Source organism: Streptomyces sp. P17, assembly GCF_032436805.1.
In the GTDB taxonomy this organism is placed as follows: domain Bacteria; phylum Actinomycetota; class Actinomycetes; order Streptomycetales; family Streptomycetaceae; genus Streptomyces.
This window is the reverse complement of record NZ_JAVRBF010000060.1, coordinates 23,900-48,764: the sequence shown is the minus strand read 5'-3', so window position 1 is coordinate 48,764 and position 24,865 is coordinate 23,900. Positions and strand designations below refer to the sequence as shown.

23 protein-coding genes and 4 pseudogenes are annotated in these 24,865 nt (G+C 69.7%); 8 read left to right on the top strand and 19 right to left on the bottom strand.

The window, feature by feature from the left end; all coding sequences use genetic code 11:
- Positions 1-44: 44 nt before the first annotated feature.
- Positions 45-647 (bottom strand): hypothetical protein, encoded by a 603-nt coding sequence (locus RMT89_RS31755; protein ID WP_315887184.1) that lies wholly within the window; start codon positions 645-647, stop codon positions 45-47.
- Between the two features lie 323 nt (positions 648-970).
- Positions 971-1,180, bottom strand: a complete 210-nt coding sequence (locus RMT89_RS31750; RefSeq protein WP_315887183.1) for a hypothetical protein — start codon at positions 1,178-1,180, stop codon at positions 971-973.
- A 230-nt stretch (positions 1,181-1,410) separates the two neighbouring features.
- On the opposite strand from RMT89_RS31750, the gene RMT89_RS31745 reads away from it, so the two are divergent.
- The 4 genes from RMT89_RS31745 (at position 1,411) to RMT89_RS31730 (ending at position 4,418) form a co-directional block, all read left to right on the top strand.
- Entirely contained in the window at positions 1,411-2,139 is a 729-nt protein-coding gene (locus tag RMT89_RS31745; RefSeq protein WP_315887182.1) for a hypothetical protein, read from the top strand.
- Positions 2,136-3,452, top strand: a complete 1,317-nt coding sequence (locus tag RMT89_RS31740) for a helicase-associated domain-containing protein (protein ID WP_315887181.1) — start codon at positions 2,136-2,138, stop codon at positions 3,450-3,452. The genes RMT89_RS31745 and RMT89_RS31740 overlap by 4 nt, the downstream gene beginning before the upstream one ends.
- A gap of 331 nt (positions 3,453-3,783) precedes the next feature.
- The gene (locus tag RMT89_RS31735; protein WP_315887180.1) at positions 3,784-3,999 is read left to right on the top strand and encodes a type II toxin-antitoxin system VapB family antitoxin; all 216 of its coding nucleotides are present in this window, start codon (positions 3,784-3,786) and stop codon (positions 3,997-3,999) included.
- Positions 3,996-4,418, top strand: a complete 423-nt coding sequence (locus tag RMT89_RS31730) for a PIN domain nuclease (RefSeq protein ID WP_315887179.1) — start codon at positions 3,996-3,998, stop codon at positions 4,416-4,418. The genes RMT89_RS31735 and RMT89_RS31730 overlap by 4 nt, the downstream gene beginning before the upstream one ends.
- Positions 4,419-4,660: 242 nt before the next feature.
- On the opposite strand, the pseudogene RMT89_RS31725 reads toward RMT89_RS31730, so the two are convergent.
- The 4 genes and pseudogenes from RMT89_RS31725 to RMT89_RS31710 form a co-directional block, all read right to left on the bottom strand.
- Positions 4,661-5,068, bottom strand: a pseudogene (locus RMT89_RS31725) (tyrosine-type recombinase/integrase); the annotation flags it as partial.
- 220 nt (positions 5,069-5,288) lie between these two features.
- The gene (locus RMT89_RS31720; RefSeq protein WP_315887178.1) at positions 5,289-6,431 is read right to left on the bottom strand and encodes an HTTM domain-containing protein; all 1,143 of its coding nucleotides are present in this window, start codon (positions 6,429-6,431) and stop codon (positions 5,289-5,291) included.
- Positions 6,418-6,969 (bottom strand): DUF5819 family protein, encoded by a 552-nt coding sequence (locus RMT89_RS31715; RefSeq protein ID WP_315887177.1) that lies wholly within the window; start codon positions 6,967-6,969, stop codon positions 6,418-6,420. Before RMT89_RS31715 ends, RMT89_RS31720 begins: the two co-directional genes overlap by 14 nt.
- Before the next feature lie 324 nt (positions 6,970-7,293).
- Positions 7,294-8,499: an ice-binding family protein gene (locus tag RMT89_RS31710; protein ID WP_315887176.1), complete on the bottom strand. Its 1,206-nt coding sequence runs from the start codon at positions 8,497-8,499 to the stop codon at positions 7,294-7,296.
- A gap of 494 nt (positions 8,500-8,993) precedes the next feature.
- On the opposite strand from RMT89_RS31710, the gene RMT89_RS31705 reads away from it, so the two are divergent.
- Positions 8,994-9,341, top strand: a complete 348-nt coding sequence (locus RMT89_RS31705; protein ID WP_315887175.1) for a hypothetical protein — start codon at positions 8,994-8,996, stop codon at positions 9,339-9,341.
- Positions 9,342-9,575: 234 nt separating this feature from the next.
- On the opposite strand, the gene RMT89_RS31700 is transcribed toward RMT89_RS31705, so the two are convergent.
- From RMT89_RS31700 to RMT89_RS31640, 13 genes and pseudogenes are all read right to left on the bottom strand, one after another.
- On the bottom strand, positions 9,576-10,016 hold the full coding sequence (locus RMT89_RS31700) for a phosphotransferase (RefSeq protein ID WP_315887174.1): 441 nt from the start codon (positions 10,014-10,016) through the stop codon (positions 9,576-9,578).
- Between the two features lie 277 nt (positions 10,017-10,293).
- Complete coding sequence (locus RMT89_RS31695; protein ID WP_315887186.1) at positions 10,294-11,094, bottom strand: alpha/beta hydrolase; 801 nt, start codon at positions 11,092-11,094, stop codon at positions 10,294-10,296.
- 32 nt (positions 11,095-11,126) lie between these two features.
- Positions 11,127-11,257: pseudogene (locus RMT89_RS31690) on the bottom strand (IS256 family transposase); the annotation flags it as partial.
- A 346-nt stretch (positions 11,258-11,603) separates the two neighbouring features.
- A pseudogene (locus RMT89_RS31685) lies at positions 11,604-12,008 on the bottom strand (TerD family protein); the annotation flags it as partial.
- Positions 12,009-12,143: 135 nt separating this feature from the next.
- A complete protein-coding gene (locus tag RMT89_RS31680) occupies positions 12,144-14,120 on the bottom strand; it encodes a beta-galactosidase (protein ID WP_315887173.1) in 1,977 nt (658 codons plus the stop codon).
- Positions 14,117-15,421: an alpha-galactosidase gene (locus RMT89_RS31675; RefSeq protein WP_315887172.1), complete on the bottom strand. Its 1,305-nt coding sequence runs from the start codon at positions 15,419-15,421 to the stop codon at positions 14,117-14,119. The genes RMT89_RS31680 and RMT89_RS31675 overlap by 4 nt, the downstream gene beginning before the upstream one ends.
- A gap of 29 nt (positions 15,422-15,450) precedes the next feature.
- Entirely contained in the window at positions 15,451-16,329 is an 879-nt protein-coding gene (locus RMT89_RS31670; protein WP_315887171.1) for a carbohydrate ABC transporter permease, read from the bottom strand.
- The gene (locus tag RMT89_RS31665) at positions 16,326-17,297 is read right to left on the bottom strand and encodes a sugar ABC transporter permease (protein ID WP_315887170.1); all 972 of its coding nucleotides are present in this window, start codon (positions 17,295-17,297) and stop codon (positions 16,326-16,328) included. The genes RMT89_RS31670 and RMT89_RS31665 overlap by 4 nt, the downstream gene beginning before the upstream one ends.
- Positions 17,294-18,589, bottom strand: a complete 1,296-nt coding sequence (locus RMT89_RS31660) for an ABC transporter substrate-binding protein (RefSeq protein WP_315887169.1) — start codon at positions 18,587-18,589, stop codon at positions 17,294-17,296. Before RMT89_RS31660 ends, RMT89_RS31665 begins: the two co-directional genes overlap by 4 nt.
- 307 nt (positions 18,590-18,896) lie before the next feature.
- Positions 18,897-19,629, bottom strand: a pseudogene (locus RMT89_RS31655) (SDR family NAD(P)-dependent oxidoreductase); the annotation flags it as partial.
- The gene (locus RMT89_RS31650; RefSeq protein ID WP_315887168.1) at positions 19,626-20,105 is read right to left on the bottom strand and encodes a cupin domain-containing protein; all 480 of its coding nucleotides are present in this window, start codon (positions 20,103-20,105) and stop codon (positions 19,626-19,628) included. The pseudogene RMT89_RS31655 and the gene RMT89_RS31650, both read right to left, overlap by 4 nt.
- Positions 20,102-20,686 carry a GNAT family N-acetyltransferase gene (locus RMT89_RS31645; RefSeq protein ID WP_315887167.1) on the bottom strand — a complete coding sequence of 195 codons (585 nt, stop codon included), beginning with the start codon at positions 20,684-20,686 and terminating at the stop codon, positions 20,102-20,104. Before RMT89_RS31645 ends, RMT89_RS31650 begins: the two co-directional genes overlap by 4 nt.
- On the bottom strand, positions 20,679-22,730 hold the full coding sequence (locus tag RMT89_RS31640) for a penicillin acylase family protein (RefSeq protein ID WP_315887166.1): 2,052 nt from the start codon (positions 22,728-22,730) through the stop codon (positions 20,679-20,681). The genes RMT89_RS31645 and RMT89_RS31640 overlap by 8 nt, the downstream gene beginning before the upstream one ends.
- 88 nt (positions 22,731-22,818) lie before the next feature.
- On the opposite strand from RMT89_RS31640, the gene RMT89_RS31635 reads away from it, so the two are divergent.
- The 3 genes from RMT89_RS31635 to RMT89_RS31625 are packed head-to-tail and all read left to right on the top strand — an operon-like array spanning position 22,819 to position 24,853.
- Positions 22,819-23,523, top strand: coding sequence for a siderophore-interacting protein (locus RMT89_RS31635; RefSeq protein ID WP_315887165.1), 705 nt, complete (start codon positions 22,819-22,821; stop codon positions 23,521-23,523).
- Positions 23,524-23,547: 24 nt separating this feature from the next.
- Positions 23,548-24,135 (top strand): HhH-GPD-type base excision DNA repair protein, encoded by a 588-nt coding sequence (locus RMT89_RS31630; RefSeq protein ID WP_315887164.1) that lies wholly within the window; start codon positions 23,548-23,550, stop codon positions 24,133-24,135.
- A 55-nt stretch (positions 24,136-24,190) separates the two neighbouring features.
- Positions 24,191-24,853, top strand: coding sequence for an HdeD family acid-resistance protein (locus RMT89_RS31625; RefSeq protein ID WP_315887163.1), 663 nt, complete (start codon positions 24,191-24,193; stop codon positions 24,851-24,853).
- The last annotated feature ends 12 nt before the right edge of the window (positions 24,854-24,865 follow it).

Here is a 24,865-nt window from a genome sequence, read left to right as displayed (position 1 = left end):
GACCCGGCCAAACGCAGGGAACCCGCACCACAAACCTCATAGCGTCACGACCGTCTCACTGGACTTGAAATCTTCCGGAATGCGCAGGGCGTCCGGGCGCGGGACCTTGAGCATGTCCCGCTGAGCGGCGCGAGGGACTCGGCCGCGGCGCGTGCGCCGTCCCCGTCGCCCTTGGTGATACGGGCCTGCAGTTCCTCGATTGCCCACCGCGATCCGGCCTCGCCGCGCGCCGCGAAGGCCCGCTCTCGTGGCCACACCACGACCGCGGCCCGCCGGTACCAGCGGTCCAGCGTGTTGCCGTAGTTGCCCATGTAGCCCTCGTACTGGGAGTCATAGGGCTTCAGGTCCGCACTCGGGGTACTGGCGCAGCTCTCGTAGTCGCGGACGTACAGCGAGATCTGCTCGCCGTCGGCGCCATCCGGACCGGTCCACCAGCCGAGGGTGATCTCGTCGTCGATCAGCTCGCCGAGCTCGTAGTCCTCGTCGGTACCCGCGCCGTCGACCGCGGCTGCTCCCTCTCCCTCTCCCTCTCCCTCTTCGTCCTCCTCTTCGTAGCCGTAGTCGTCCCAGGGGTCGTACCCGGCCGGTGTGGCGTCCCAGGTCTCCTTCACCTCGGCGAGGGCGAGTACCGTCTCGCAGCGCGGCACGCTCCGTGTCGGCGCCCTTGAGCCGGTCCCAGCCGAGACCCCGCTGGGTGTACTCGTGATCGAGCAGGTAGACAAGACGACGGGGCGGATCGAGGTCCTGGCCGCCGTAGCGCGGCCTGGCCGGTGCGTTGAAGTGTTGCTCCAGGCAGTGCGCCATGTCGTCGAGCGGGCCGGACTCCCGCTCCGGGGCCCCTCGCTCGGCCAACAGATTGAACGTGAGGGTCACCCGGTAGCCGCTCCTGACCGGTGTCACCTCGTGCGGGCAGTCGGCAGTGTGACCTGGTCCGGCGGGATGTGCCAGGTGTCGCGCACACTGCTGTCGCTCAGGGTGTCCTCCCCCGGCCGAACAGTGCCGGACGCGCCACCGCGATCAGCTTCTTCACCTGCGGCGCGCGCAGCGGCAGACGCACCGGTCCGACCCCGGCCACCTCAAGGCCGACGCCGTCCGCCGGTGCTTCGAGCCGGGCGCTGAACTCCGCCGCCTTCGACCCGCCGAGCAGCAAACCCAGCCGCTCCCTCGCGCTTTTGACCATCGCTCCGTCCTCCCTGTTCCCGCGGCCGTGTCCACTTCGACCCCGACTCTACGAAGCAGCGGGACCGCGGGTGGCCGTCTCACCCGTACGGGAACGCCTTCCCCGGCGCGGACGGGCGGCCGGGAAACACCCGGCTCGGGCCCGCGTGCCCACGTACGCCCCCCATCCGGGGACGACGGGAACAGCCGACCCCCGCACCTGACGCCCCGGCGCTGCGGAACAATGGCCCCATGAACGACGACGATGCGCAACTGCTGTCCCAGGTACGGTCGTTGCGGGAGAAGGGCAGTGGACCGAAGCAGATCGCGCGGGTCCTCGGGCTGAAACCGGCCCGGGCGAGTGCGCTGGTGCGCCAGGTGGCCCACGAACAGCAGAGCACGGCCGCGCCGACCGAGCGCCCGGTGGTGGGCTGCTGGGTGAGTGCCGGCTGGAGCACCGACCTGGACCTGTCCGCGGCCCCCGACTGGGCGCGCGCGGACGCCGAGGGCGCCGGGAATCCCGGGGTCGCCGGTTTCGCCCAGGTCCTGATCGCCCGCCAGGAGCGTGCCAGCCGGGTCACCCTCTGCGGGTTCCTGGTCGACGTCTACTGCCTCGGCGTCAAGGACACCGTCGGCCCACAGGTGATGGGCGGGGGATCGCTGGACGCCTTCGTACGCGACTACTACCGGGCGTTCGCGCAACCGCCGCTGCGGATCGGCCTGGAGCAGGCGCAGAGCATCGTGCACGGTGGTGTGGCCTACGCCCGCACCCTCGGCTTCGAGCCCGCGCCGGACTTCGCGCAGGTCTCCGTACACCTCGGCGAGCCCGGCCCGGCCGCCCCGCGGATCGGCTTCGGCCGCCAGGGGCAGCCGTTCTACATCAACGGCCCACGCGACGACGCCCAGAAGATCGTACGGACGCTGGAGCGCACCTGCGGCGCAGGCAACTACCACTACGTCCTGGGAACGGGGCCGCTGTGACCAGCAACCCCGACGAGCGTCAGGTACGCACGACCGAGCACGAGGCGCAGGCCAGTCTGAAGGCGGTGCTTCAGCTGTGCGCGGCGGGCCGACTGCGCTGCAGCGAGAAGACACTCCGCCCGTCCGCGGCGACGGTCAAGGCGGTCGCGGAAGCGCTCAGCGGCGGCGACTTCTACGCCGAGGAACCGATCGCGTCCTTCGCCTGGCCGCTGCTGCTCCAGGCCGGGGGACTCGCCGAGCTCACCTCCGGAAAGCTCGTGCTGACCGCACGTGGCAGGTCAGCGCTGACCAAGCCGGCGCACGAGACGCTCGCCCTGCTGTGGCAGCGCTGGCTCAGCCGCGGCGTGATCGACGAGTTCTCCCGCGTCGAAGCGATCAAGGGCCAGCGCGTGGCGAACGTTCTCACCGCCGTCAAGCCGCGCCGGGCCCAGGTCGGCGCGGCCCTGGCCGCCTGTGCGCCCGGTGAGTGGACCGATGTCGACGCGCTCTTCCGCACCATGCGCAAGGCCGGTCACGATCCCAGGATCGCCCGCAGTGAGCGCGCCCTGTGGAAGCTCTATCTGGAGGACCCCGAATACGGCAGCCTCGGCTATGACGGGTTCCACAACTGGGAACTCCTCCAGGGCCGTTACACCCTCGCCGTGCTCTTCGAGTACGCCGCAGTCCTCGGCCTGATCGACGTGGACTACGGGCCGCCGGTGGGCGCCCGCGACGACTACCGCGACAACTGGGGCGCCGACTGGACCGACTGCATCAGCCGCTACGACGGCCTCCTCGCCCTCCGCCTCAACCCCCTCGGCGCCTACGCCACCGGGCAGACCGCCACCTACCTCCCCTCCCCCGCACCGGCCGGCACCGCCCCGAAGAGCACCGGCGGCCTGAAGGTTCTCCCCAACCACGACGTGGTGGCCCTCGACGGACTCGCCCCCGCCGAGACCCTTCTCCTCGACGCCTTCGCCGTGCGTACCGGCGACCGCGTGTGGGCCCTGACCTCCGCCTCGCTGCTCGCCGCCGCCGACACGGGCCGCGATCTCGCCGAACTCCGCCACCATCTGGAGGCCATCGCCGCTCCGCTCCCGCAGACGGTCACCACCCTGCTGGCCGACGCCGCCCGCCGGGTGGGCCAGGTCCGCGACACCGGGCCGGTGCACCTCATCGAGTGCGCGGACGCGGCCGTCGCGGCCCTCCTCGCCACCGACCGCCGCACGCGCGCCCACTGCACCCGCCTCGGCGAACGCCACCTCGCCGTCCCCCTCGACAGGCTCCCCCCCTTCCGCAAGGCCGCCCTCGGCCAGGGCTACCCCGTCGGCTGACACCCGCCCTCGTGGGCACGGACCGGCACAGTCAGTGGTCCCCCGGTTGAGGCCGAGGAAGATCATCCAGGTCAGGGGTTGCAGGTGCGCCCGTCGGCCGGCTCGATCGGGGGCCTGCCCGTGCCGTACTTGTAGGCGTGCGCCGCGCACTCAACCCGCCCGACCTTGATGCCTCGCATCACCTGCGCGATACGGAACGCGCCTCGCTCTCTCCCGCACCCACGGCGTGATGCCCGGTAGGACCCGGTGGCCAGGCCGAGGCGTCCGATGGCACCCCACAAGGCACCTCGCGAGATATACTCGACCCCATATTTGATATCGGGAGGCACATATGAGTCGGACTGTTATCGACCTGGACGACGACCTGGTCGCGGACGTGGCGAAAGCTCTCGGGACGAAGACCAAGAAGGAGACCGTCAACACCGCTCTTCGCGAGGTGTTGGAGAGCCGGCGTCGCGCCCTGGCTCTCGCCCGGCTGCGGGCCGCGGCGGGCGACGGCGCATTTGATCTGGAGCTGTTCGAGAACAAGGCGAACTACCGCCGGTGAACGCGGCCCAGTTCCTGATCGACACCAGCGCGCTCGCGCGGTTCATGCGCGGGGAAGCGGAGCAGTACGGCTGGGACCAGGCCGCCGCGGCCGGACTCATCGCGACCTGCCCGATCACCGAGCTCGAGTTCTTCTACAGCGCACGGTCAGCTGCCGACCGGGCGCGCGGCATCGAGGACATGCGGCTGATCTTCGGCTGGGTTCCCGTCGACGACCGCGCGTACGACCGCGCCTGGCAGGTCCAGGAAGCCCTCACCAAGCAGGGGAAACACCGAAGTGCCGGAGCTGTCGACCTGGTCGTCGCCGCGACGGCTGAGCTGCAAGGGCTTACCCTGCTCCATCGCGATCACGACTTCGAATGCATCGCCGCGGTGACCGGGCAAGCCCTCCAGTGGTATGGCCCGGAGCACGGCAAGTAGGTCAGCAATGGTTGCAGTTCTGGTTGCATTCACCGCCGTACAGCACCGTTCAGAAACCCCACCGGTACCGATTGCTCCGCAGGTCAGAACGTTTCCGTACGCCACGGAACCCCCGGACGAACATTTGGAAAGCGTGTTGGGGGCAACCCCTCACGAGTTCGAATCTCGTATCCTCCGCCAGTGCCTCACCGGGCACGCTGTCGAAGGGCCCTACCGTTCGCGGTGGGGCCCTTCGGCGGTTCTCAGCCCTCGTTGTCCTGGTTTTTGTCCACAGCGGGTGTCTCCGGGGTTCCCCAGATGGCTTCGGCGATCTTCCGGGCCACGTCCTTGAGCATGGCGTCCGGCACATGGAGGTACCTCGCCCGCATGCTCGCGGAGGTGCCCGGCTCCCACCCCATGATCTGATCGATGACCCGGGCCGGGACACCGAGCAGCATGAGCACCGTGGCGGCCGTGTGTCTGGCGTCGTGCAGCCGACCGTCCCGGATCCCCGCGTCTTCCAGCAGACGCTTCCAGTCGTGGTAGTCCGTGTTCGGGCTCAGCGGGCCACCCAGCGGCTTGGTGAACACGTAGTCGGACTCGGTGCACAGGTCGCCGGCCGCCTTACGCTCGCGCGCTTGCATCTCGCGGTGGGCACGGAGCAGGGCGACTACTAGGAGCTCGTCCCGCCCATGCCGACGCATCGTCACCCGCCGGCCACCGCTGGCGGACGGTTTGTTCACGACGATGCGTCTCGCCGAAATCGTCACGGTCGAGGCCAGCCGACCTCAATCGTGACGATTTCACGGCCAAGCAGTGGACTGCGGCAACCAGGTGATCCATGAACTGTGCGCCTTGAGTGATGAAGCTCGGCGCCCTTCTTAACCGGCCTCATCCGACGGGTCTCGGCTGCGCTGGTAGGAGGCCGGCTTCCGACCTGGGCGATGCTCCCCGACCGCTGGCACCGGTGCGCTGGACTGCACGCCGGCAGAGTAGTCCTAGGGAGCGGTAGAAGCGGTCCGGCAGGAAGACCGCGTCCGCGACGATCATCGCGGCGGAGAAGAGCGGCAGGCCCAAGAGCACCGCGATGCCCACGTGCATGGTCAGCAACATGACGAGGACGGGGTATTTGAGCCTACCGAAGAGGACGAAGGGGAAGGCGACCTGCAACAGGACTGTCAGGTAGCAGGCGGCGGCGATCAGGACCTGGTGGTCGTCGACCATCTCAGAGAGCGCGGGCCAGGGCTGGAACAGCTGGAGGTTCAGGGCGTAATGGAGAGCGGTCCCGTTGCCCCAAGTGCCGCCCTGCACCTTGTACAGGCCCGCCGATCCGTAGAGGAAGCAGACCTGGGCGGCGATGACGAACATCCCGCAGTTGTGCAGGACCGTGACCACGCTCAAGCGGGCGTCGCGGAGCTGGCACCGGAACTCACCCCCGGCCGTCAGTGGGAGGCGTCCCTCTGGTCCTGCGGCTGAGCGCAGCCGGGCCCTGCGGGCGTCGAGAGACCAGCGTCGGCCGCAGGCGGTGAACACTAGGTAGACGGCCATGAGGAGGATGAGATTGTCCCCGCCGTCCGTCATGAAGATCGCCCTGGCATGGAATGACGCCACCACGATGGCGAACAGCACGGACACCGCTCTGGTCCGCCAGCCCAGCATGAACAACGCGGACGTGACGACGGCCACCGCGTAGCAGAGCTCGAAGTACGCGCGGCTGTCGGACAGGGTGAGAACGCTTGCCCATCCCGTCTGGTCGAACAGTTGCCTCGCCAACACGGGAGTCCAGGGGGAATCAGGCCCCCAGATCTCGTCACGGTTGGGGAACTCGCGCAGCAGGAAGACGAGGTAGAGCAGGCCGTAGCCGATGCGCAGTACTGCCGCCGCGTACAGGGAGATCGGCCGCTCGATCAGGAGGGTGAAGAACGCGGCGACGCGGTCGAGCGTTCGCTGTGTCGCGGTGCGCGTTCCTCCTTGCTCAGGGTCGCACGTCGACGGCGTGGGTGCCGTGATCGGGGTCGGCTCAGTCGGTGCCATGCGGGGCCACCTTCCACCAGGGCAGGTAACGGGTGTCTACGGATGTGGGCGTGGCGGTGGCCGGACGGTTGCCCCCCGCCTGGTCGGGGGCGCCGATGGGCAGCGTGATGACCCGCAGTTGGATGGAGTGGAAGGAGCCGCCGCGCTGGCCCGCGATGCGCTCCGCCGCGATGTTCCGGAGGTACTGCTGGATCATCACAGCCCGCTCCGAACGCGGCTGGTCGTCGCCACCGAGCGTTTCCAGGTAGGAACTCCAGGCCCGGCGCAGCATGTTCTGCGTCGTATGGCTCGGGAAGGGGTTGTGCCTGGTAGCGGAGTCGTCCATACCGCTCAGATCGAACCAGTTGCTCACCTGCGCGGTGCCGTTCGGAGCGGTCCCCATGGTCCTCACCGAGATCTGCCGGTTGACCGACTCCGGGTCCGGGGCGAACAATCGCCAGTTCTGCTCGAACACGGGATAGACCCATGCGTTGATCTGCTTGTCGTACTGCTGCGAGATGGCATTCGCAGGCGCCACATGGAGAAAGATCAGGACCACGTGAATGAGCGTCGCTGCGAGACACAGGACTACGGCGGCTCCTGTGGCCGCCCTGAGCGAGCGTCCCGGTTGCCCCGACCCGCCATGAGAAGCATCGGGAGTACCGCTGCGGTCGCTTTCGGCCGGACTGGCGCCGCAGTGCTCCGATTTTTTCGCTTCCGCTTGCTCGACACCGCTCAGCACGGCCTCACCCGGACTTCCCATCCCGCTGTTCATTTCCGCTTCTTCCGCTTTCGCGCGTGGCGCGCGGTGGGGTCGTCCCACCGTCCACCGCACGCCACACGTCTCACTCGCGCACGCGGGCGACCGGCCCGCCGCAAGGAACTACCGGCTCATGTAGTCGCCGGGCTTGCCGGGCTTTCCGTGCGCGGAGTCGCCGTAACCGCCGGGCTTACCGTCACCGGGCTTGCCGTCGTGACCGTGGCCGGGCTTGCCGGGCTTGCCGGGCTTACCGTGATCGTGGCCGGGCTTACCGGGCTTGCCGTGCCCCGGCTTGCCAGGCTTACCCGGCTTACCGGGCTTGCCCGGCTTACCCGGCGGCTTGGGGCCGCCGCCCGTGGTACCGCCGTGGACGCCGCCGATCGTCGCGCCCGTGGTGCCGCCCGTGGTGCCCGCGATGATGCCACCCGTCGTGACTCCACCAAGCACTCCGCCGACAACTCCGCCGATGCTGGTGCCGCCCGTCGTCACACCGCCGAGCACACCGCCGACGCCGCCGGTGGTACCGCCGGTGGTGCCGGCGATCACGCCGCCCGTGGTACCGCCGGTGGTGCCAGCGATCACGCCACCCGTGGCGGTCCCACCAGTGGCGGTCCCGCCGGTGGTCCCACCCGTGGTCTCGTCGGCGCAGGCCGGTCTGGTGATCGTGTTGGTGTCCAGCGTCACGGAGCCGTTACGGGCCAGTGCCCGGCCGGCGATGTCCGCCCCCGTGGTGGCGCTGATCGACGTCATGGCCATGATGGTGCCGACGAAGTCGGAATTAGTTCCAAGGGTGGCCGAGCTGCCGATCTGCCAGAACACGTTGCACGGCGAGGCACCGTTGATAAGGCTCACGTTGCTGGCGGAGGCCGTCGTCAGGCCCGAACCGACCTGGAACACCCAGATGGCATCGGGGTTGTTCTGGCCATCCAGGGTGAGGGTGCCTGTGAGACCGAGGGTGGACGACGCGGTGTAGACGCCCGGGACCAGCGTAAGACCGCCGGCGTCCGGAGGAAGAGCGCCGTCCGAGGACTGTCCGGCCGCATTGTTGTAGGCAGCGACCAGGTCACTCTTGGCCCCAGCGGCCACAGCGTCCGCCGAGTGGAACGTCCCGTTCACCACCCCCGGCGGGAAACCGGAAATGGCTGTCCCCGGATGCACCCCGACATCGCCGGTGATGACCGAAGGCCCGGTGTTGGTGACCGACTCTCCGGCCAGAACCGCGAAGCTGTCAGCGGTTCCCAGAGGTACGGGCTGCGCGATGGCGTTCGCCCGCGTCGGCGTCACCGCCACGACGACAGCGGCGATCACCACGGCGAGCAGCGCCGCCATCCAGGCCGATGTTCTGCGCCAGTGAGGCGCGGCAGAGGTATTCAGCGTCATCGAGAAGCCAGCTCCTGAGGGACGGTGGCGCGGTCAGCGAATGCCGGATGTCCGGAATCGCCCGTTTTTGTCGGCTGGCATATTACGCACGCAATTTGCCCTGGCTACGATCCATCAGGGTGATTTCGACGGATCCCACCGTATGCATCATGGAAAATATGAAGAAGTATCAAATGGGCTGGAGTGATTACTATCGTCTGATGGTCGTGTCCCGCGTCGTGTCCGCGTCGTGGTGTAAGCGATCATGCGCTTCGCCTTCCGGTACCTGGCTCGCGATGATCTCTCCGTTGGCGCGGCACACGAAGTGGCCCCGGTCTGGGGTTTCGGCGTCCGGATCGACAAGAAGCAGTCTTCGCGTCCCGCAAGGTGGTGTAGCCGATCAACGGACCGGAACTCGCAGGTCACGCCGGGTACTTCGACCGGCTGCCGCCTCGGACGCGGCGATGCAGAAAGCGCTGAGGAAGGACACTAAAGGTCATGTCGCCTACTGGCTTGCCACCTATGAGGCTATGGCGTCGGCGGACGGTTTCTGCCGTTGTGTTGGCGATGTTTCTTTCATGTGGTTGGTCATGCAGCTCATCGCTCGTGCCGCCACAGCTACACCACCGGTCTTCTGCGGGCTCGCCGTGCTCGTCGCGTGGTGGGCGAGCACGGGCGATCCTGAGGCCCGTGGCGTCCACCGTCTGACCGTGTGGGCTTGCCTGGCGATCCTACTTGTCAGCGCTGCGTTCTCCTTTGCTCTGCTTGCCTCGACCAGTACTTCCGAAGTGACGATCACTCCTGGTGGCTGAGTCTGGTCGTTGCAGCCACGGCTGCGAACACCAGCGATAGGGAGACCGTCACGGGCCCGCTGACGACCCGACTGCGCCGCCCTCGCCGCGACACCCCCTCGGCTGGGCCGACAGGCAGCTTGGAACGGCGCCCAGTCTCGGCGAGAGCCACCGGAGCGTAGGCTGTCCACTCGCTTCTCAACTTCGTCGGCCGCGCGCGGGTTGGTGCCGGCGTTCTGCGAGAACCCGTGATCATCAGCAGTTCGCGAATGCTCCGGAGAACGGTGTACCCGGACCATTCCCGCACGTCGAACCCGTACGCGGCAACGAAATCGGCGTACTCGGCCCTCTGTGTCCCAACCGAAGCTGTCGTAGGACATGGCGGTCTGCATGAGGTCCCACTCTCGGGGGCCCGTAACGAACCCGCCCAGGTCGATGACCTTTGGATGGTTCTGCCTCGTCACGCAGCACATTGCCGACGTTGAAGTCACCGTGCAGGTGACCCGCCGGAAGCGCGAACTGGAGACGGCGGTATTCGGCCGCCAAATCGTCAGCCATGGGCCGGAGAAACGCGCGAGTGGCGTCCGGAATGGCGGCGCGCTTCAAACGCTGCGCGACCTTGTCAAAAGGCTGAAGAGGCGGAAGCGAAAAAGGCGGCGGCTCCAAGTCGTGAGGCCGCCGCAGCAGTACGCCCATTCTCCCGTACTTGCGTGCGTGTCTCCGTCGGCGAGGCCTTCCCAGAACGTCACCGGGTGGCCCTGAACGACGACCGGCTGTTGGGCCGCTGTGACGAGTTGCGCCGCAGGATCTCCCTGCGCCGCGAGCCATGCCGCTACGGCCACTTCCCTCCGCACGGAGGTGAGCCGATCGGGATTCCGGCCGACCCAGGAGACGAGAGTCATTGTCAAGATCTGTGGATCGATGGCTGTCTGCGAGGTCTGGCTTTGGTCTCGTCGTGACCGCGCAGGAGTTCTCAAGCGAGGCCCTCGAGGAAGTCTGAGAGCGCGGCGTGCAGGGTCTCAGGCTGTTCCAGGTGCAGGTCGTGGCCGGTGCCGGGGATGCTCATGGCCATGGTGGCGGGGCGCTGCCGGAGCATCTCGTCGGCTTCCTGCGCGGGGATGAAGCTGGATTGGGCCAGGACGACCAGGGTGGGGCACGCGACCTGCCCCCACTCGTGCCGGAAGGAACGCTGGGCGTTCTCCGCCAGTGAGCGGACCATCACGTCCCGGTCGAAGCGAGGCCACCATCCGCCCTCGCGTTCCTCCAGCCCGGCCGCCCAGCCCGCGCCGACCGGTCCGCCGCCGAGGAACACGGCCGCTGCTTCGCGTGAGGGGAACGGTGTCGGCCACGAGTCGAGCCATCCGCCGATGTCCCCGGGGCCGTTCGGGTTTGGACCGCCGGGGCCGGCCTCGATGAGCACGAGCGCGCGGACCAGTCCGGGATGTGCGGCGGCGGTGAGCATGGCCGTGTGCCCACCCAGCGACTGGCCGACCAGGACAGGCCGCCGCAGCGCCAGCTGATCAGCAACGGCGATGACGTCGGCGACGCAGGCGGCGCGGGAGACGTCCCGCGGGTGCCGCTCACTGGCGCCGTGCCCGCGCTGGTCGACCGCGACGACCCGGTACCCGGAGCTCAAGCGCCGTGCCAGCGCGTCCCATTCACCCGCGTGACCGGCCAGGCCGTGCAGCAACATGATGGGCTGCCCCGGCCCGCCCCAGTCCCGGCAGGCCAGCCGGACGCCGTCTGGCACCACCACGTGTTCGGACCATGCCACGTCGGATTCTCCAGGGAGTCGGCTGGCCTCGGTCATGCCGCGACCGCCTCGGGGCGTTCGACGAGCTGGCCGCGTTCGAAGCGGGCTCCGGCGCGAGGGCGACGAGGTGGGGTGCGTTCACGGCCCGCCACCGCTGCTGGGCGGACTCGACGAGCTTCCTTGCCCGGCTTGGGGCCGTGTTCCACCACCGTGCCCGGCGGCCGCTCGCCCCTCACCACCTTCGACGCCGGGACGAGCAGGGCGTACAGGTCCAGGTCCGCGCCCCTGCTGCGGCGCTGGGCGCTGCCGCCGTCCCACTCCAGGGTCGCCGTCACCACCAGCTCGCGGTCCGCCTTGTCCAGACTCATCGAGATACGGCTGCCCTTGTCGAGGCTGACCGTGCCGAGCGGCGGCTTGGGCAGGGTCATGGGCGGAGTGGGGGGAGTGGGGGCGGGAAGGGGCGGGGGCGGGGGCTCCGGCAGGGGCTCGGCCGTTGGCTCCTGCGCCACCTCTGTGCCGAAGTCCGTCGCCAGGCCCGCCAGACCGTTCGCGTACCCCTGGCCGATCGCCCGTATCTTCCCTGCCTCGCCCCTGCGGTACAGCTCCAGCAGGAGTACGGCCCGTTCGCCGTCCGTCAGAGGTGGCGGTGTGAAGTCGATCGGGTCCGTGCCCTCCTGCCTCGCGCGGACCGTCACCTCCTTGGCCCCGTGGAAGGTGCGTGCAGGGTCGTCGGGGTCGCAGCTCGCCACCAGGACGACCCGGTCCACGTCCGGTGGGAGGGCGGCCGGGTGCAGCTCCATCCGCTCCGGGCCCTCCGCGTCGGCCGCGAGGTGACGCACGGCACCGGATTCGGCGGACGGCTGGTTGTAGAAGACCAGGTCGTCGTCCGACCTGACCTTGCCGTCCGCCCCGACCAGCAGCGCGCTCAGGTCCAACGGGTCTCACACAGCCCGTAGTTCGGCGACCGAGCGCCCGGTCCCCACGGCCGTGTTCCCGCCCTTGAGCAGCTCCGTCATGCCCCGCCCACCCCCACGAACGTCAGCGGCTTCAGGCGGCCACCCTGCCACACCTCACTCCGGCCGCGGCTCCCGGACCACCGCCACGTCCCCGGCCGGCACTCGTACCGAGCCCTCCAGCGGCTTCCCGGTGAGCAGTTCCCGTGCGCCGGACGCCACCGGGACCTCCGTATCCCGGTCGGTGTGGTTGATGAGGAACAGGTAGTCGGCGTCCGTGGCGCGGCGCAGAACCGCCTCGACGCCCGGGTCGGTCGTGCGGACCGGCGTCACGCCCGCCTCGGTGCGGAGGCGTTCCAGCAGGGCGGCCAGGGTGGCCGGGTCGGGGTGTGTGGCCACGTACCAGGCGGGTCCGCGGCGCGTGATCGCCGGTACGCCCGCCAGCGGGCCCTCCGTGTACGAGGTCACCGCCTCCGCGCCCGCGAGCCGGACCCGCTCCGTCCACAGCGTCCCCGTGCCCCCCTCGCTCAGCCCGACCGACTCCCCCGGCAGCAGCGGGAACAGCTCGTCCGTGCGGATGCCCAGCAGCTCCCGGAAGGCTCCCGGGTAACCCCCGAGCCGCACATGGCAGTTCTCGTCCACCGCCCCGCTGTGGAAGCCCACCGCGAGAGTGCCGCCGCCCTCGGCGAAGTCCGTCAGGTTCGCCGCGCCCTCGTCGTCCACCAGGTACAGGCTCGGCGCCAGCACCAGCCGGTACCGCGACAGATCCGCGTCCGGGCGGACGAAGTCCACCGCCACGCCCGCCCGCCACAGCGGCTCGTACCAGGCGCGGACCAGGTCCTGGAAGCGCAGTTCGGCGCTCGGCTGGGAGGGGAGTTCCATCGCCCAGCGGGAGTTCCAGTCCCAGACGATCGCCACCTCCGCCGTGCCGACGCTGCCGCGCACCTCGGCCAACGCCCGCAGATCCGCGCCCAGTCGGACCACGTCCCGCCAGATCTGACTGTCCGTCCCGGCGTGCGGCAGCATCGCCGAGTGCCACTGCTCGGCGCCCGCCTTCGCCGCCCGCCACTGGAAGTAGGCGATACCGTCGGCGCCCCGAGCGACATGGGCCAGCGCGTTGCGGCGCAACTCACCGGGGTTCTTGGCCCTGTTCACGGGCTGCCAGTTCACCGCGCCCGTCGAGTGCTCCATCAGCAGCCACGGGCGCCCGACCGCCAGCGAGCGGACCAGATCGCCGCTCAGCGCGATGTCGATCTGCGACTCGGGGTCGGCCGACTGGAGATAGTGGTCGTTCGAGACCACGTCCAGCTTCGGGGCCCAGCGCCAGTAGTCCAGCGCGTCGAAGTTGTACATCACCATGAAGTTGGTGGTGGCGGGGATCGAAGGGGCCGCCTCCCGCAGCACCTCGCGCTCCGCCTCGTACAGCGACAGCAGCGCGTCGCTGCAGAAGCGGCGCCAGTCCAGCTGGTGGGTGGGGTTCGGTACGGCACCCGTGGCGCGGGGCGGGAGGATCTCGTCCCAGTCGTAGTACCACTGGCTCCAGAACGTGGTTCCCCAGGCGTGATTGAGGGACCCCAGGTCCTCGTACCGAGAACGCAGCCACACCCGGAACGCCGCCGCGCTCTCGTCGCAGTAGCACTCCGCGTTGTGGCAGCCGTACTCGTTGTGGACGTGCCACATCACCACCGCCGGGTGGTCCGCGTACCGCTCGGCCAGCGCCCGCGCCATCCGCAGGGCCGCCTCCCGGTAGGCGGGGCTCGACGGGCAGAACGTCTGGCGGCTGCCGTACGACAGTCTTGTGCCGTCCCTGTCGACGGGGAGCGCCTCCGGGTGAGCGCGGAAGAACCAGGCCGGGGGTGCCGCCGTGGGGGTCGCGAGGTCGGCCGCGATGCCGTTGGCCTCCAGCATGTCCAGGACCCGGTCCAGCAGGGAGAAGTCGTACGACCCCTCGGCCGGCTCCAGCAGCGCCCACGCGAAGATGCCGACGCTGACCATCGTCACGCCCGCCTCGCGCATCAGGCGCATGTCCTCGGCCCAGACCTCCTCGGGCCACTGCTCGGGGTTGTAGTCGCCGCCGTAGGCGATGCCCTTCACGAGGCACCGCCCAGCAGACGGCGGGTGGTCGAGATTCCCCACTCGTCCAGCGACAGCAGTCGGTCGCTGGAGGCCATCAGGCCGCCTGTCGACTCGACGTGCGCGGCCCAGCGTTCGCGGGTCTCGACCGCCGGGCGGGCCATCAGGCAGTCCGGGTCGTTGACCCACAGACGGCCGTTCTGCCACTGGCGCCCCACGCCCGTGAACTCGGCCGGGTCCTGGCCGGGCTGGCTGTAGTCGTCCGCTTCCGGGCGGCGGTGCGGGGCCGTGTCGGGGCTGACCCTCATCGCGTCGAACAGGCCGATCGACGCGAGCACGGGTGCTCCGCAGCCCAGCAGGTAGGCCTCCTCCCCGATCGCCTCCCGGATCAGCCGGACGCCGTCGCGGTACGCCGTGAGCGCGTCCACCTCCGCATGGCGTACGCCGTCCAGCGCGCCCGCGTACAGGAAGTCCACCTTGAAGTAGTCGTAGCCCTCGGCGCGCAGGGTCGTGAAGACCTCGGTGAGGTACGCCGCCGCCTCCGGGTGGGTCGTGTCCAGGACGTTCAGGTCGTGTCCCCAGTTGCGGCCCGCGTGCAGGGGGACGCCCCCGGAGGAGCGGACCAGCCAGTCGGGGTGCTCGGCGGCCAGGTCGCTCGCCGGGTCCACCAGGAAGGGAGCCGTCCAGATGCCCGCCCTGCGGCCCCGGGTCCGGATGGCGTCCGCGATGCCCGCGCGGGAGCGGAAGCGGCCGGAGAGGGTGAGCCAGTCGCCCAGCTTGCTCTGGTAGCCGTCGTCGATCTGGACGACGTCGACGGGCAGGTCGAGGGTGTCCATCGCACGGAGGTTCTCGTGGATGTCGTCCTCGGTGACCTGCGTGAAGTACTCGTACCAGGAACACCAGACGGTCGGCGCCGGACGCGGGGCCGGTACGCCCAGGCTCTCGGCCCACTGCGCCAGCACCGACTGGACGGACGTCCCGGTCAGCAGCTTGACCGGGCCGTCGGCGCTGACCTCCGCGTGGTCGCCGTGGACGGTCAGCCGGATGGAGGGGACCGTGTGCAGCGGGTCCGCCGCCGCACACAGCTGAACCGGTGAGCCGTCGCCCGGGTCGAGTGCGAGCAGGCCCTCCCCCTGGAAGACCCCCTCGGGCACACTGACCCCGGGCCGGTAACACACCGTCGCCCAGTTGGAGTTGGTCGGACGGTGCGGCTCGGCGTCCAGGGCGTAGGCGCCGCTGGGGCTCCAGGACTGCCAGCCCTCCTCATGGACGCGGGCGGTGCGCCGGTCCACGGGCACGGAGGCTACGGGGGTGAAGGACACGGTGGTTCTCTTTCCGAACTGGGGGCGTGTCAGCCCTTGTTGGCGCCGAGCGTCAGACCGCTGACGAACTGCCGCTGGAGCACGAAGTACACGATCAGCGTCGGGATCGCGGTGAGCAGAGCACCGGCCGCGACCAGGTTGGGGTCGGTGAAGTACGTCCCGGTGAGGTTGTTCAGCGCCGAGGTGATCGGCATGTTCTCACCGGTCGAGATCAGGACGAGGGCCCAGAAGAAGTCGTTGTAGATCCAGATGGAGAGCAGCGTCGCCAGGGCCGCCATCGCCGGACGGCACAGCGGCAGCACGATCTGCCAGTACATGCGCCACACCGAGGCGCCGTCCACCAGCGCGGCCTCGGTCAGCTCGTGCGGCAGCGTGCGCATGTAGTTGCTGAGCACGAAGGCGCAGAAGCCGGACTGGAAGGCGACATGGATCAGGACCAGGCCGAGCGCGGAGTCGTACAGCTTGCCGCTCATCGTGATGCCCGGCAGGTCGATCAGCAGGTAGAGGCGGTACAGCGGGGTGATGATGACCTGCTGCGGAAGCAGGTTGCCGGCCGTGAAGACCAGCAGCAGGGCCAGGTTGAGTCGGAAGTCGAAGCGGCTGACGTAGAAGGCGACCATCGACGACAGGAACAGCGTCAGCAGGACCGCCGGGACGGCGATGATCAGCGTGTTCACGAAGTAGTGCGTCATGTCCGACTCGGTGAACGCGTTCGTGAAGTTGTCGAGGTTCAGCGTGTCCGGCCAGGACACGTATCCCTTCTCGCTGGTCTCCGCGTACGGCCGCAGCGCCGCGTAGACGGCCCAGAGCAGCGGGGCGAGCCAGGCCAGGGCGGCGCCCGCGAGGAAGAGGTGCAGCAGGATCCGGGCGGGGCGGACCGGCGTTCGACCGGCGGTGATCGTGCTCATGCGCGCCGCTCCTTCCGGAAGGTGGCGACCAGGTACGGGATGATCACGACGAGCGAGATCAGCAGCAGGACGACCGCGATGGCGGAGCCGTATCCGATCCGGCTGGACTCGCCGATGATGTTGCTGGTCACGAGGATGGAGAGGAGTTCGGTGCCCTCGGCGCCGCCGTTGAAGACGTAGACGAGGTCGAAGGCGCGCAGCGCCTCGATGATCGTGACGACCAGGACCACCGTGTTGGTGGGGCGCAGGGTCGGGAAGATGACGTTCTTGAACGTCTGCCACTCGCTCGCCCCGTCGAGCGCGGAAGCCTCCCGCAGCGAGGGGTCGACGCCCTTCAGACCGGCCAGGTAGAGGATCATCATGTACCCGGCGTGGCGCCAGGAGGCGGCGATCAGGATCGCCCACAGGTTGAGGTCCGGGTCGCCTATCCAGTCGATGTACTTGCCGGGCTCGTTGGCGCCGATGACGCTGTTGATCAGGCCGGTGTCGGGGTTGTAGATCAGCTGCCAGACGAAGCCGATCACGGCCATCGACATCACGACGGGCAGGAAGAAGGCCGTCTGGTAGACCCGGCTGAAGCGGATCTTCTTGTCCAGCTGCACGGCCAGGAACAGGCCGAGCGGGGTCGGGATCACGATCAGCACGACGAACCAGATGACGTTGTGCTGGACGGCCGGCCAGAACTGCGGGTTCTGTTCGAAGAGTTCACGGAAGTTCTGCAGGCCCACCCACTGGATCGAGTCGAAGCCGATGCCGTCCCAGGTGGTGAAGGCGAGCGCGATCGAGGCGAGGGCGGTGACCCAGACGAGGGCGATGTGCAGGATCGTCGGCAGACCCGCCATCAGACCGAGCGTGAGGCGGTCGCGGCGGGTGAGCAGACGGCGGTGGCCATGAACGGCCTTGGGGGCGGCGCCCGGAGGCGGCACGACGGCCGCCTCCGGGATCTCCTCGGTGATCCGGGTGCTCATGACGACGCGAAGATCGTCTTCTTCTGGCGCTCGATCGAGGACAGCAGACCGTCGACGCCCTTGGGGTCCCGGATGAACTTCTGCAGCGCGGGCTGCATCACCGTGGAGGTGAAGTCGGGGCGGCTGTCGCGGTCCATGAACTGGGTGAGGCTCTTGGCGCCCGCGATCATCTCGTACGCCTTCTTCTGAAGGGTGGTGTACGAGGAGGTGTCCGCGCCGGTGATGGCGTGGACCACGCTCGGGTCGGACGTGAGGTAGATGTCCTCGGCGGCCGAAGTGCCGAGGAACTCAAGGAGCTTGACGGCCTCGGTCTTGTTCTTCGGGCTCCTGCTCATCATGAAGCCGTCGGTCGGCGCCTCGACGGTGTCCTGCCCGAACGCCGGGTCGATCTCCGGGAAGGCGAAGAAGTCGAGGTCGTCCAGGTCGGCCTTGTTGGTGAACTGCTGGGCCACGAAGGTGCCGAGCATGTACATCCCGGCCTTCTTGGCGGCGAGGGTCTGCGCGGCGTCCTGCCAGGTGCGGCCCGTGGAACCCTCCTGGTGGTAGGGGAGGATCTCGGTCCACAGGTCGAAGGTCTTACGGACCTTGGCGTCGGTCCAGGCGGCCTTGCCGGCCATCAGGTCGACGTGGAAGTCGTAGCCGTTCTGGCGGAAGTTGATCTGGTCGAAGGTGCCGAGCGCGGGCCAGGCGTCCTTGTCGCCGAAGGCGATCGGGACCAGCTTGTCCTGCTGCATCCGCTTGCACAGCGCGACGAAGTCGTCCCAGGTGGTGGGGACTTCGTAGCCGTACTGCTGGAAGACGCTCTTCCGGTAGAAGACGGCCCAGGGGTAGCTGTACAGCGGCACGAAGTAGTACTTGCCGTCCTCACCCTTGCTGAGCTTGTGCATCGCCTCGGGGAAGTTGCCGCCGATGGTCTGCCACACGTCGTCGATCGGGGTGGCGAGGCCCTTGGCCGCGAAGAACTGCATCCGGTAGCCGGCGAACCAGGTGAACACGTCGTCAGGCGTGCCCTGGAGGTAGGAGTTGATCTGCTCCTGGAAGGTGTTGGAGTCCTTGGTGTTCACGTCGACCGTGATGCCGGACTGCTTCTTGTAGGCGGCGTAGATGTCCGCGAACGCCTTCTTCGGCACCGGGTCGGACGCCTTGGAGCCGAGGGTCACGGTCTTCGGGTCGGCGGCCGAACCGCTGCCACCGCACGCGCTGAGCAGGGGTATGCCGGCGCCGAGAACGGCGGCGCCACCGATGCCGCGCAGCAGGGTGCGGCGCGAGGGGGAGGGGAGGTTTTCGAGCATGTGCGGCTCCTGAGGCAGGGGCGGTCCCCGGGGCGATGACGCGCACACCGCCCCGAAATTGATCGAAACCAAGCAGAAATCAACTGGACCGAACAGAGGGTGGCGTAATAACAGCCGGATGTCCTGTCATACGTCAAGAGGTGTCGAGGTGCTTTGTTGAAATGTGACCGACTTGAGTCGCTCAGCGGATCTGGTGATCTTCATGGTCCAGGTGCCCGAGCACCACGGCCTGCGGGGCGTTGTCGGCGACCCGGCCGGGGTCGAGGGTGAGCTCCACCTTGCCGGTGCCGCCGGGGGCGGGGCCTCGGACGAGATCGTGGCCGGTGATCCAGGAGGCGAGCGGCGAGGCCAGGAACACGCAGGCGTCGCCCACGTCCTCCGGCCGCCCGAGCCGTCCCATGGCCGTTGCCTCGCTCCATCGCCGTACGCCCTGCGGCCAGGCCTCCGCCAGACCGTCCCGTTCGATGAGGCCCGGCGAGACCGTGTTCACGCGGATGCCGTCGCGGCCGTACTCCAGGGCCGCCGCGCGCGCGTGCATCACCACCGCGGCCTTCGCGGCCGCGTAGTGCGCGTGGCCCTCCGCCGGCATCCGGGCCTCCACCGAGGCGATGTGGGTCACCGAGCCGCCGCCCCGCCCCCGCATGACCTCAGCCGCCGCCTGCGTACCGGCGAACACGCTGGTCAGGTTGGCGTCCACCACCGCCCGCCACTCGGCGGCCGTCATCCCGGGCAGCTCCCGCACCGGATGCACACCCGCGTTGTTGACCAGCGCCGTCAGCCGGCCGCCACCCCACTCGGCGGCCTCCCGCAGCACCCGCCGGCATTCCTCCTCGACGGTCAGATCGCCTTGCAGGACGACCGAATCCCCGAGGGCGGACGCCACTTCGCGCGCCGAGTCCACCGAGGTGCGACTGGGGGTTCCCCCTCTGGGGGAGCACGGCCACCCGCGCGCCGGCCTCCGCGAACCGCAGGGCGATGCCCCGGCCGATGCCGCCGCCGGCTCCCGTGATCAGGGCCACCTGGCCCTGGAGCAGCTTCATGGGCGGCACAGTCCCACGATCCGCGCGGCCTCGTGCGGATAGCGGGCGAGGAGATGCTCCGCGTCGCCGTGCTCGTAGTCCTCGTAGGTGAAACCGGGCGCCATCGTGCAGCCGAAAAAGGCCCACGCGCCGCCCGCCACGACCCGCGCCCCCATCCAGGTGCCCGCGGGGACGGTCAACTGCGGTTGCTGGCCGTGCACTATGTCCGGGCCCAGGGCGACCGTGCGCGAGTTGCCGTCGGGAGCGAGCAGCAGCATCTCCAGGGGATCGCCGAGATAGAAGTGCCAGACCTCGTCGCCGCTCAGCCGGTGCAGCGCGGAGTAGTCGCCCGGCTCGGCGGTGAGCAGGGCGACTATGGCGGTGCCCGCCGGCCGGCCGTCCGGCTGTGCGGGGCCTTCCCAGGTACGGCGGAACAGTCCGCCCTCGCGCGGTATCGGCTCCAGGTCATAGTGGGCGACGAGGTCTTCCGGGGTCACCCGGGGAAGGCTACCTCCCGGCGCAGGAAGGCGAGTTGGGCCTTCTTCTCCGGCAGGTACACGTCCGGGATGTCGATCTCGGGGAGGGTGACGAGCGGCCCCGCCTCGAAGCCCTGCTTCAGGAAACGGGCGACAGCCTTCTCGTTCGCCACATCGGGGTCGACGACGACCCGCTGCCGGTCGAGGCCGATGAGGACGTACGACAGGATCGCGCGCACGAGTCCGGCCGTCCAGCCGGGGCGGCCGCCCTCCGGTCCGGGGGGCGCGAGCAGCATATGGACGCCGATGTCGCCGGGCAGGACGTCGTAGCACTCGCTGACCCGGTCGGCCTCGGGCTCGTACGTCTGGAGCAGCGCGGCCGGGACGCCGTCGCGCTGGACGAGGAAGGCGTGGTGGGTGTCGAGGGTGTCCAGGTGGGCGTAGATCTCGGCGACCTGGTCGCGGGTGAGGCCGTTCATGCCCCAGAAGGAGGCGCGTTCCTCGCTCACCCAGGAGTGCAGGACCTCGGCGTCGGCCTGGGGGTCGAGGCGCAGGATCCGCACGGCGGCCTCCTCGTGCACCACCTCGCGGGACTCAGACATCGGACTCCTTCTTCAGTTGCGCGAAATCGGTGACGACGGGGACGAGATCTCCCCTGGCCCACAGGGGCAGTTGATCGCGGTGGTGGGGCGTGCCCGGCACCCCGGAGGCGCCGAACGGCACTATCCACAGGCTGTGTTCGCGGCGGTCCAGGTCCCATACGTACCGGGCGGCGGGGCCACGGGCGGCGAGGTCGGTGATGCCGGGCACGGCGGAGGTGCACAGCACGCAGTCGTGGTCGCCGGAGAGGCCGGGTTCGTCGTACTCGGCGGGCAGGGCCCGCCAGGGCGCGAGGCGGTGGGTGTCGCCCCACACGCCCCGGGGCGGGCGGGCGGCCACCTCCTCCACAGCCGCGCGCACCGCCTCGGGCCGGTCGATGCCGTACAACTCCTCGGCGCGCAGCAGGTGTTCGAGGGCGAAGCCGATGCGCGGGACGAGGGCGAGCCAGGGGAGCAGGACCTCGGGGTAGGCGGGCGGGGTGGTCAGGGCGGCGAAGGCGGGGTGCGCAGCGAGGTGGCGTACGACGGCCGAGCGCACCGCCGCGTAGAGGGCGGCGGGTCCGCTGTCCGCTTCCATGCGGCGGTCCCAGCTCAGGAGCGTCTCGCGGAGGCGGGACGCCTCGGGGGAGAGGCGGCCTTCGAGGGCGGCCAGGTGGTCCATCAGAGGCGCGGCGGAGGCGAGATGGGTGTCGGTGTGGATCACCGCCATGTCGCCGGGCGACCAGCGCTCCCACTCCCCCAGCAGGGCGGCGATGCGGTCGGCGCGGTGCGGCGGGGCGAACTCGACGCCGAGGGGGGCGGCCGGGCCACGCTGGTTGGCCATGACCGCGACTCCGTCGGTGAGTTCGCCGTACGGCATCTCGTGCCAGCCCCGCCACTCGTGGCCGGGCTCCCAGGCGGGCACGAGCCGTACGCGGTTGTCCTCGGCCCGGACCGGCACCTTCCCGGCGACGCGGTGGAGCAGGCCGCCCTCGGTGTCGGCGGCCTGGACGACGTTGACCGGCTCGGTCCAGCGGTCGAAGGCCCGGTCCACGTCGGCGACTTGGCGGGCGCGCAGCAGAGGGAGCAGGGCGCCGAAGCCGAGGTCGCCGGTGACGCGGGGCGGGTAGCGCAGGCTGACGGCGCACTCGGTGCCGTCGTCGAGCCCTTCGGGACCGCCGATGACGACCGGACCCCGCTCGGTCTCGATGACCTCGACCTCGACCGGGTCCTCGCCCGCCACCTCGATGGTCTCGGTGTGCCGCGCGGCCCGCGCCCAGGTGCCGTCCGGACCGAGGGCCTCCACCCCCGCACCCGTCCGCCGCAGCCGCTCCCGGTACAGGTCCTGGTAGTCGGCCATGGCGTTGGTGATCGCCCAGGCGACCGTGCCGGTGTGCCCGAAGTGGGCGATGCCGGGGACGCCCGGGACGGCGAGGCCGACGACGTCGAACTCGGGGCAGGACAGGTGGATCTGCTGGTAGACGCCGGCGTCCTCGATGAACCGGTGCGGGTCGCCCGCGATGATCGGCTGCCCGGTGACCGTGCGCTCGCCGCTGACCAGCCAGCCGTTGCTGCCGGAGGTGCCGGGCCCGTCGATGGCGAACAGGCCCACGGCCTCCGCGCCGAGGTGCCGGACCGCCTGCTCGCGCCAGAGCTTGGCCGGGAAGCCCGCGAAGAGGATGTGGATGCCGAGCCAGATGCCGAGCGGGGTCCAGGGCTCCCAATGGCCGGGGGTGCCGACGGGCAGAGCCGCCTCCGCGAGACCCTCATTGACACCATCGACGTACGCCCGTATCCAGGCGGCCGCCTCCGGATCCGTGCGCTCCAGCTCGGCCCAGCAGCGGCGGGCGGTGTCGTCGAGCCTGGCCCGCCGCACGAAGCGGTCCCAGGGCAGGGAGTCCGGGCCGAGGAGGGCGGCCGAGGTGCCCTGGGCGCGGTGCCGCTCCACCTCCAGCTGCCAGGCCCGGTCGAGGGCGGTGACGCGGCCCTGGGCGCGGGCTAGTTCGCCCACGCCGTCCGCCCGCAGATGCGGGATGCCCCAGGCGTCGCGGTAGATCGCTGCGGTCACCTGTCACCCTCCTGTGCTAGTACTGTGCTTTAGGTTAGCCTTGCCTAAGTAATTCGTGGCGGAATAGTACGCGAAGGGTGAAGAGGCGATGGGGCAGGGGCACGGTTGGCAGGGCACGGTCCTGAAACTGATGGGCGCCAAGGACTTCGAGTTCACGGTCACCGGCGCCGAGGACGTCTCCCCCGACTACCGGCGGCTGCACCTCACCGACGGCGGCATGCTCGCGGCCGCCGGCGTCCACCCGACGATGTGGGTCCGGCTGTGGTTCGACAACGGCGGCAAGCCGCACCAGCGGGCGTACACGCTGGTCGACCCCGACCCGAGGGCCGGCACCTTCAGCCTCGAATTCGCGCTCCACGAAGGATGCGCCAGCGACTGGGCGCGGGCGGCGAAGCCCGGGAACACCATCGAGGCGACGGTCCAGGGCACGGGCTTCCAGCGGCCCCAGCCCGAGCCCTCCCACGTCTTCGCGATGGCCGACCCGGCTTCACTGCCCGCGCTCAACTCCCTCCTGGACGAACTGGGTCCGGCCCCGGCGACGATCTGGTTCGAGGGCAAACTGGACGGACTGCCGTTCCGCGGAAACCCGGCCGACGTCCGCACGGTCCCACGCCACACCCTCGTCGACACCGTCCGCACGGACCTCCCCGACCTGCTGAACACCACCGAGCACCCCTACATCTGGATCGCCTGCGACACGACGACGACCCGCACCCTGTCGATGTACGTCCGCAAGGAGCTGAGCGTCGCCAAGGACCGTTTGCACGCGCTGGGGTACTGGCGCGCGACCTGACCCCGTACGCGGCATCATCGAGCCATGGACGTCGTCACCCTTCACCTCGCCCAGGACCCCGACGCCGACGAGCTGCTCGGGCGCAGTCCGCTCGCCGCGCTGGTCGGGATGCTGCTGGATCAGCAGGTTCCGATGGAGTGGGCGTTCAAGGGGCCCCGGACGATCGCGGACCGGCTCGGGGCGGACGACCTGGACGCGCACGACATCGCCGCGCAGGACCCGGAGGCCTTCACGTCCCTGCTGTCGGAGAAGCCGGCCGTGCACCGCTACCCGGGGTCCATGGCCAAGCGCATCCAGCAGTTGTGCCAGTACCTGGTCGAGCACTACGACGGAAACGCCGAGCTGGTCTGGAAGGGCGTCGCGGACGGCAGGGAACTGCTGCGGCGCCTGGAGGACCTGCCCGGCTTCGGCCAGCAGAAGGCGCAGATCTTCCTCGCGCTGCTGGGCAAGCAGCTCGGCGTGGCCCCGAAGGGCTGGCGGGAGGCGGCCGGGTCGTACGGCGAGGCCAGGTCCTTCCGGTCGGTGGCCGACATCACCGGTCCCGAGTCCCTCGCCAAGGTCCGTGCACACAAACAGGAGATGAAGGCGGCGGCGAAGGCCGCCAAGAAGTAAGCCGTTCGGCCCCCCTTTGGTGGCAGGGCGGGCCCGGTCGTTCCCACCATGAACCATGACCGAGGTACCGTCCGGCCCCGGCCCGGAGTTCGACGACCGCAAGGTTCACGCGCAGCATCACGCCCCGCGCGGTGGCCATGAACCCGAGCCGCCCTTCGAGGGCCCCCTGCACGCCCTGTCCCAGGCCGCCTGGCGGGTCGTACTGCTCACCGGCGTCGCGTCGCTGATCCTGGGCGTGCTGGTGCTGATCTGGCCGGGCTCCACCCTGCGCGCCACCGGCGTCCTGTTCGGCCTCTACCTCCTGATCAGCGGCGTCTTCCAGCTGGTCGCCGCGTTCGGCACCCACAAGACGACCTCGCTGCGCGTACTGGGCTTCATCAGCGGTGCCCTCTCCATCCTGCTGGGCCTGTTCTGCTTCCGCGGGCCCATGCAGTCCCTGCTGCTGCTCGCCCTGTGGATCGGCATCGGCTGGCTGATCCGCGGCATCACCCAGACCGTGGCCGCCGTCTCCGACCCGGCGATGCCCGCCCGCGGCTGGCAGATCTTCCTCGGCATCGTCACCTTCGTCGGCGGGATCGTGCTGATCGACTCCCCCTTCGAGTCGGTCTTCGTCCTCACCGTCGTCGGCGGGATCTGGCTCGTCGCCGTCGGCCTGGTCGAGATCGTCACGGCGATCGGCATCCGGGGCCGCGCGAAGCAGGTCCCGCGCGAGGTGTGAATACGCCGTGCG

What these genes read in the sequence shown, in the direction of transcription:
- RMT89_RS31750 (WP_315887183.1), bottom strand. Translation starts at nt 1,180, where the DNA reads ATGGTCAAAAGCGCGAGGGAGCGGCTGGGTTTGCTGCTCGGCGGGTCG.
- RMT89_RS31745 (WP_315887182.1), top strand. Translation starts at nt 1,411, where the DNA reads ATGAACGACGACGATGCGCAACTGCTGTCCCAGGTACGGTCGTTGCGG.
- RMT89_RS31735 (WP_315887180.1), top strand. Translation starts at nt 3,784, where the DNA reads ATGAGTCGGACTGTTATCGACCTGGACGACGACCTGGTCGCGGACGTG.
- RMT89_RS31720 (WP_315887178.1), bottom strand. Translation starts at nt 6,431, where the DNA reads ATGGCACCGACTGAGCCGACCCCGATCACGGCACCCACGCCGTCGACG.
- RMT89_RS31710 (WP_315887176.1), bottom strand. Translation starts at nt 8,499, where the DNA reads ATGGCGGCGCTGCTCGCCGTGGTGATCGCCGCTGTCGTCGTGGCGGTG.
- RMT89_RS31705 (WP_315887175.1), top strand. Translation starts at nt 8,994, where the DNA reads ATGCAGAAAGCGCTGAGGAAGGACACTAAAGGTCATGTCGCCTACTGG.
- RMT89_RS31700 (WP_315887174.1), bottom strand. Translation starts at nt 10,016, where the DNA reads ATGGGCGTACTGCTGCGGCGGCCTCACGACTTGGAGCCGCCGCCTTTT.
- RMT89_RS31670 (WP_315887171.1), bottom strand. Translation starts at nt 16,329, where the DNA reads ATGAGCACGATCACCGCCGGTCGAACGCCGGTCCGCCCCGCCCGGATC.
- RMT89_RS31665 (WP_315887170.1), bottom strand. Translation starts at nt 17,297, where the DNA reads ATGAGCACCCGGATCACCGAGGAGATCCCGGAGGCGGCCGTCGTGCCG.
- RMT89_RS31660 (WP_315887169.1), bottom strand. Translation starts at nt 18,589, where the DNA reads ATGCTCGAAAACCTCCCCTCCCCCTCGCGCCGCACCCTGCTGCGCGGC.
- RMT89_RS31645 (WP_315887167.1), bottom strand. Translation starts at nt 20,686, where the DNA reads ATGTCTGAGTCCCGCGAGGTGGTGCACGAGGAGGCCGCCGTGCGGATC.
- RMT89_RS31635 (WP_315887165.1), top strand. Translation starts at nt 22,819, where the DNA reads ATGGGGCAGGGGCACGGTTGGCAGGGCACGGTCCTGAAACTGATGGGC.
- RMT89_RS31630 (WP_315887164.1), top strand. Translation starts at nt 23,548, where the DNA reads ATGGACGTCGTCACCCTTCACCTCGCCCAGGACCCCGACGCCGACGAG.
- RMT89_RS31625 (WP_315887163.1), top strand. Translation starts at nt 24,191, where the DNA reads ATGACCGAGGTACCGTCCGGCCCCGGCCCGGAGTTCGACGACCGCAAG.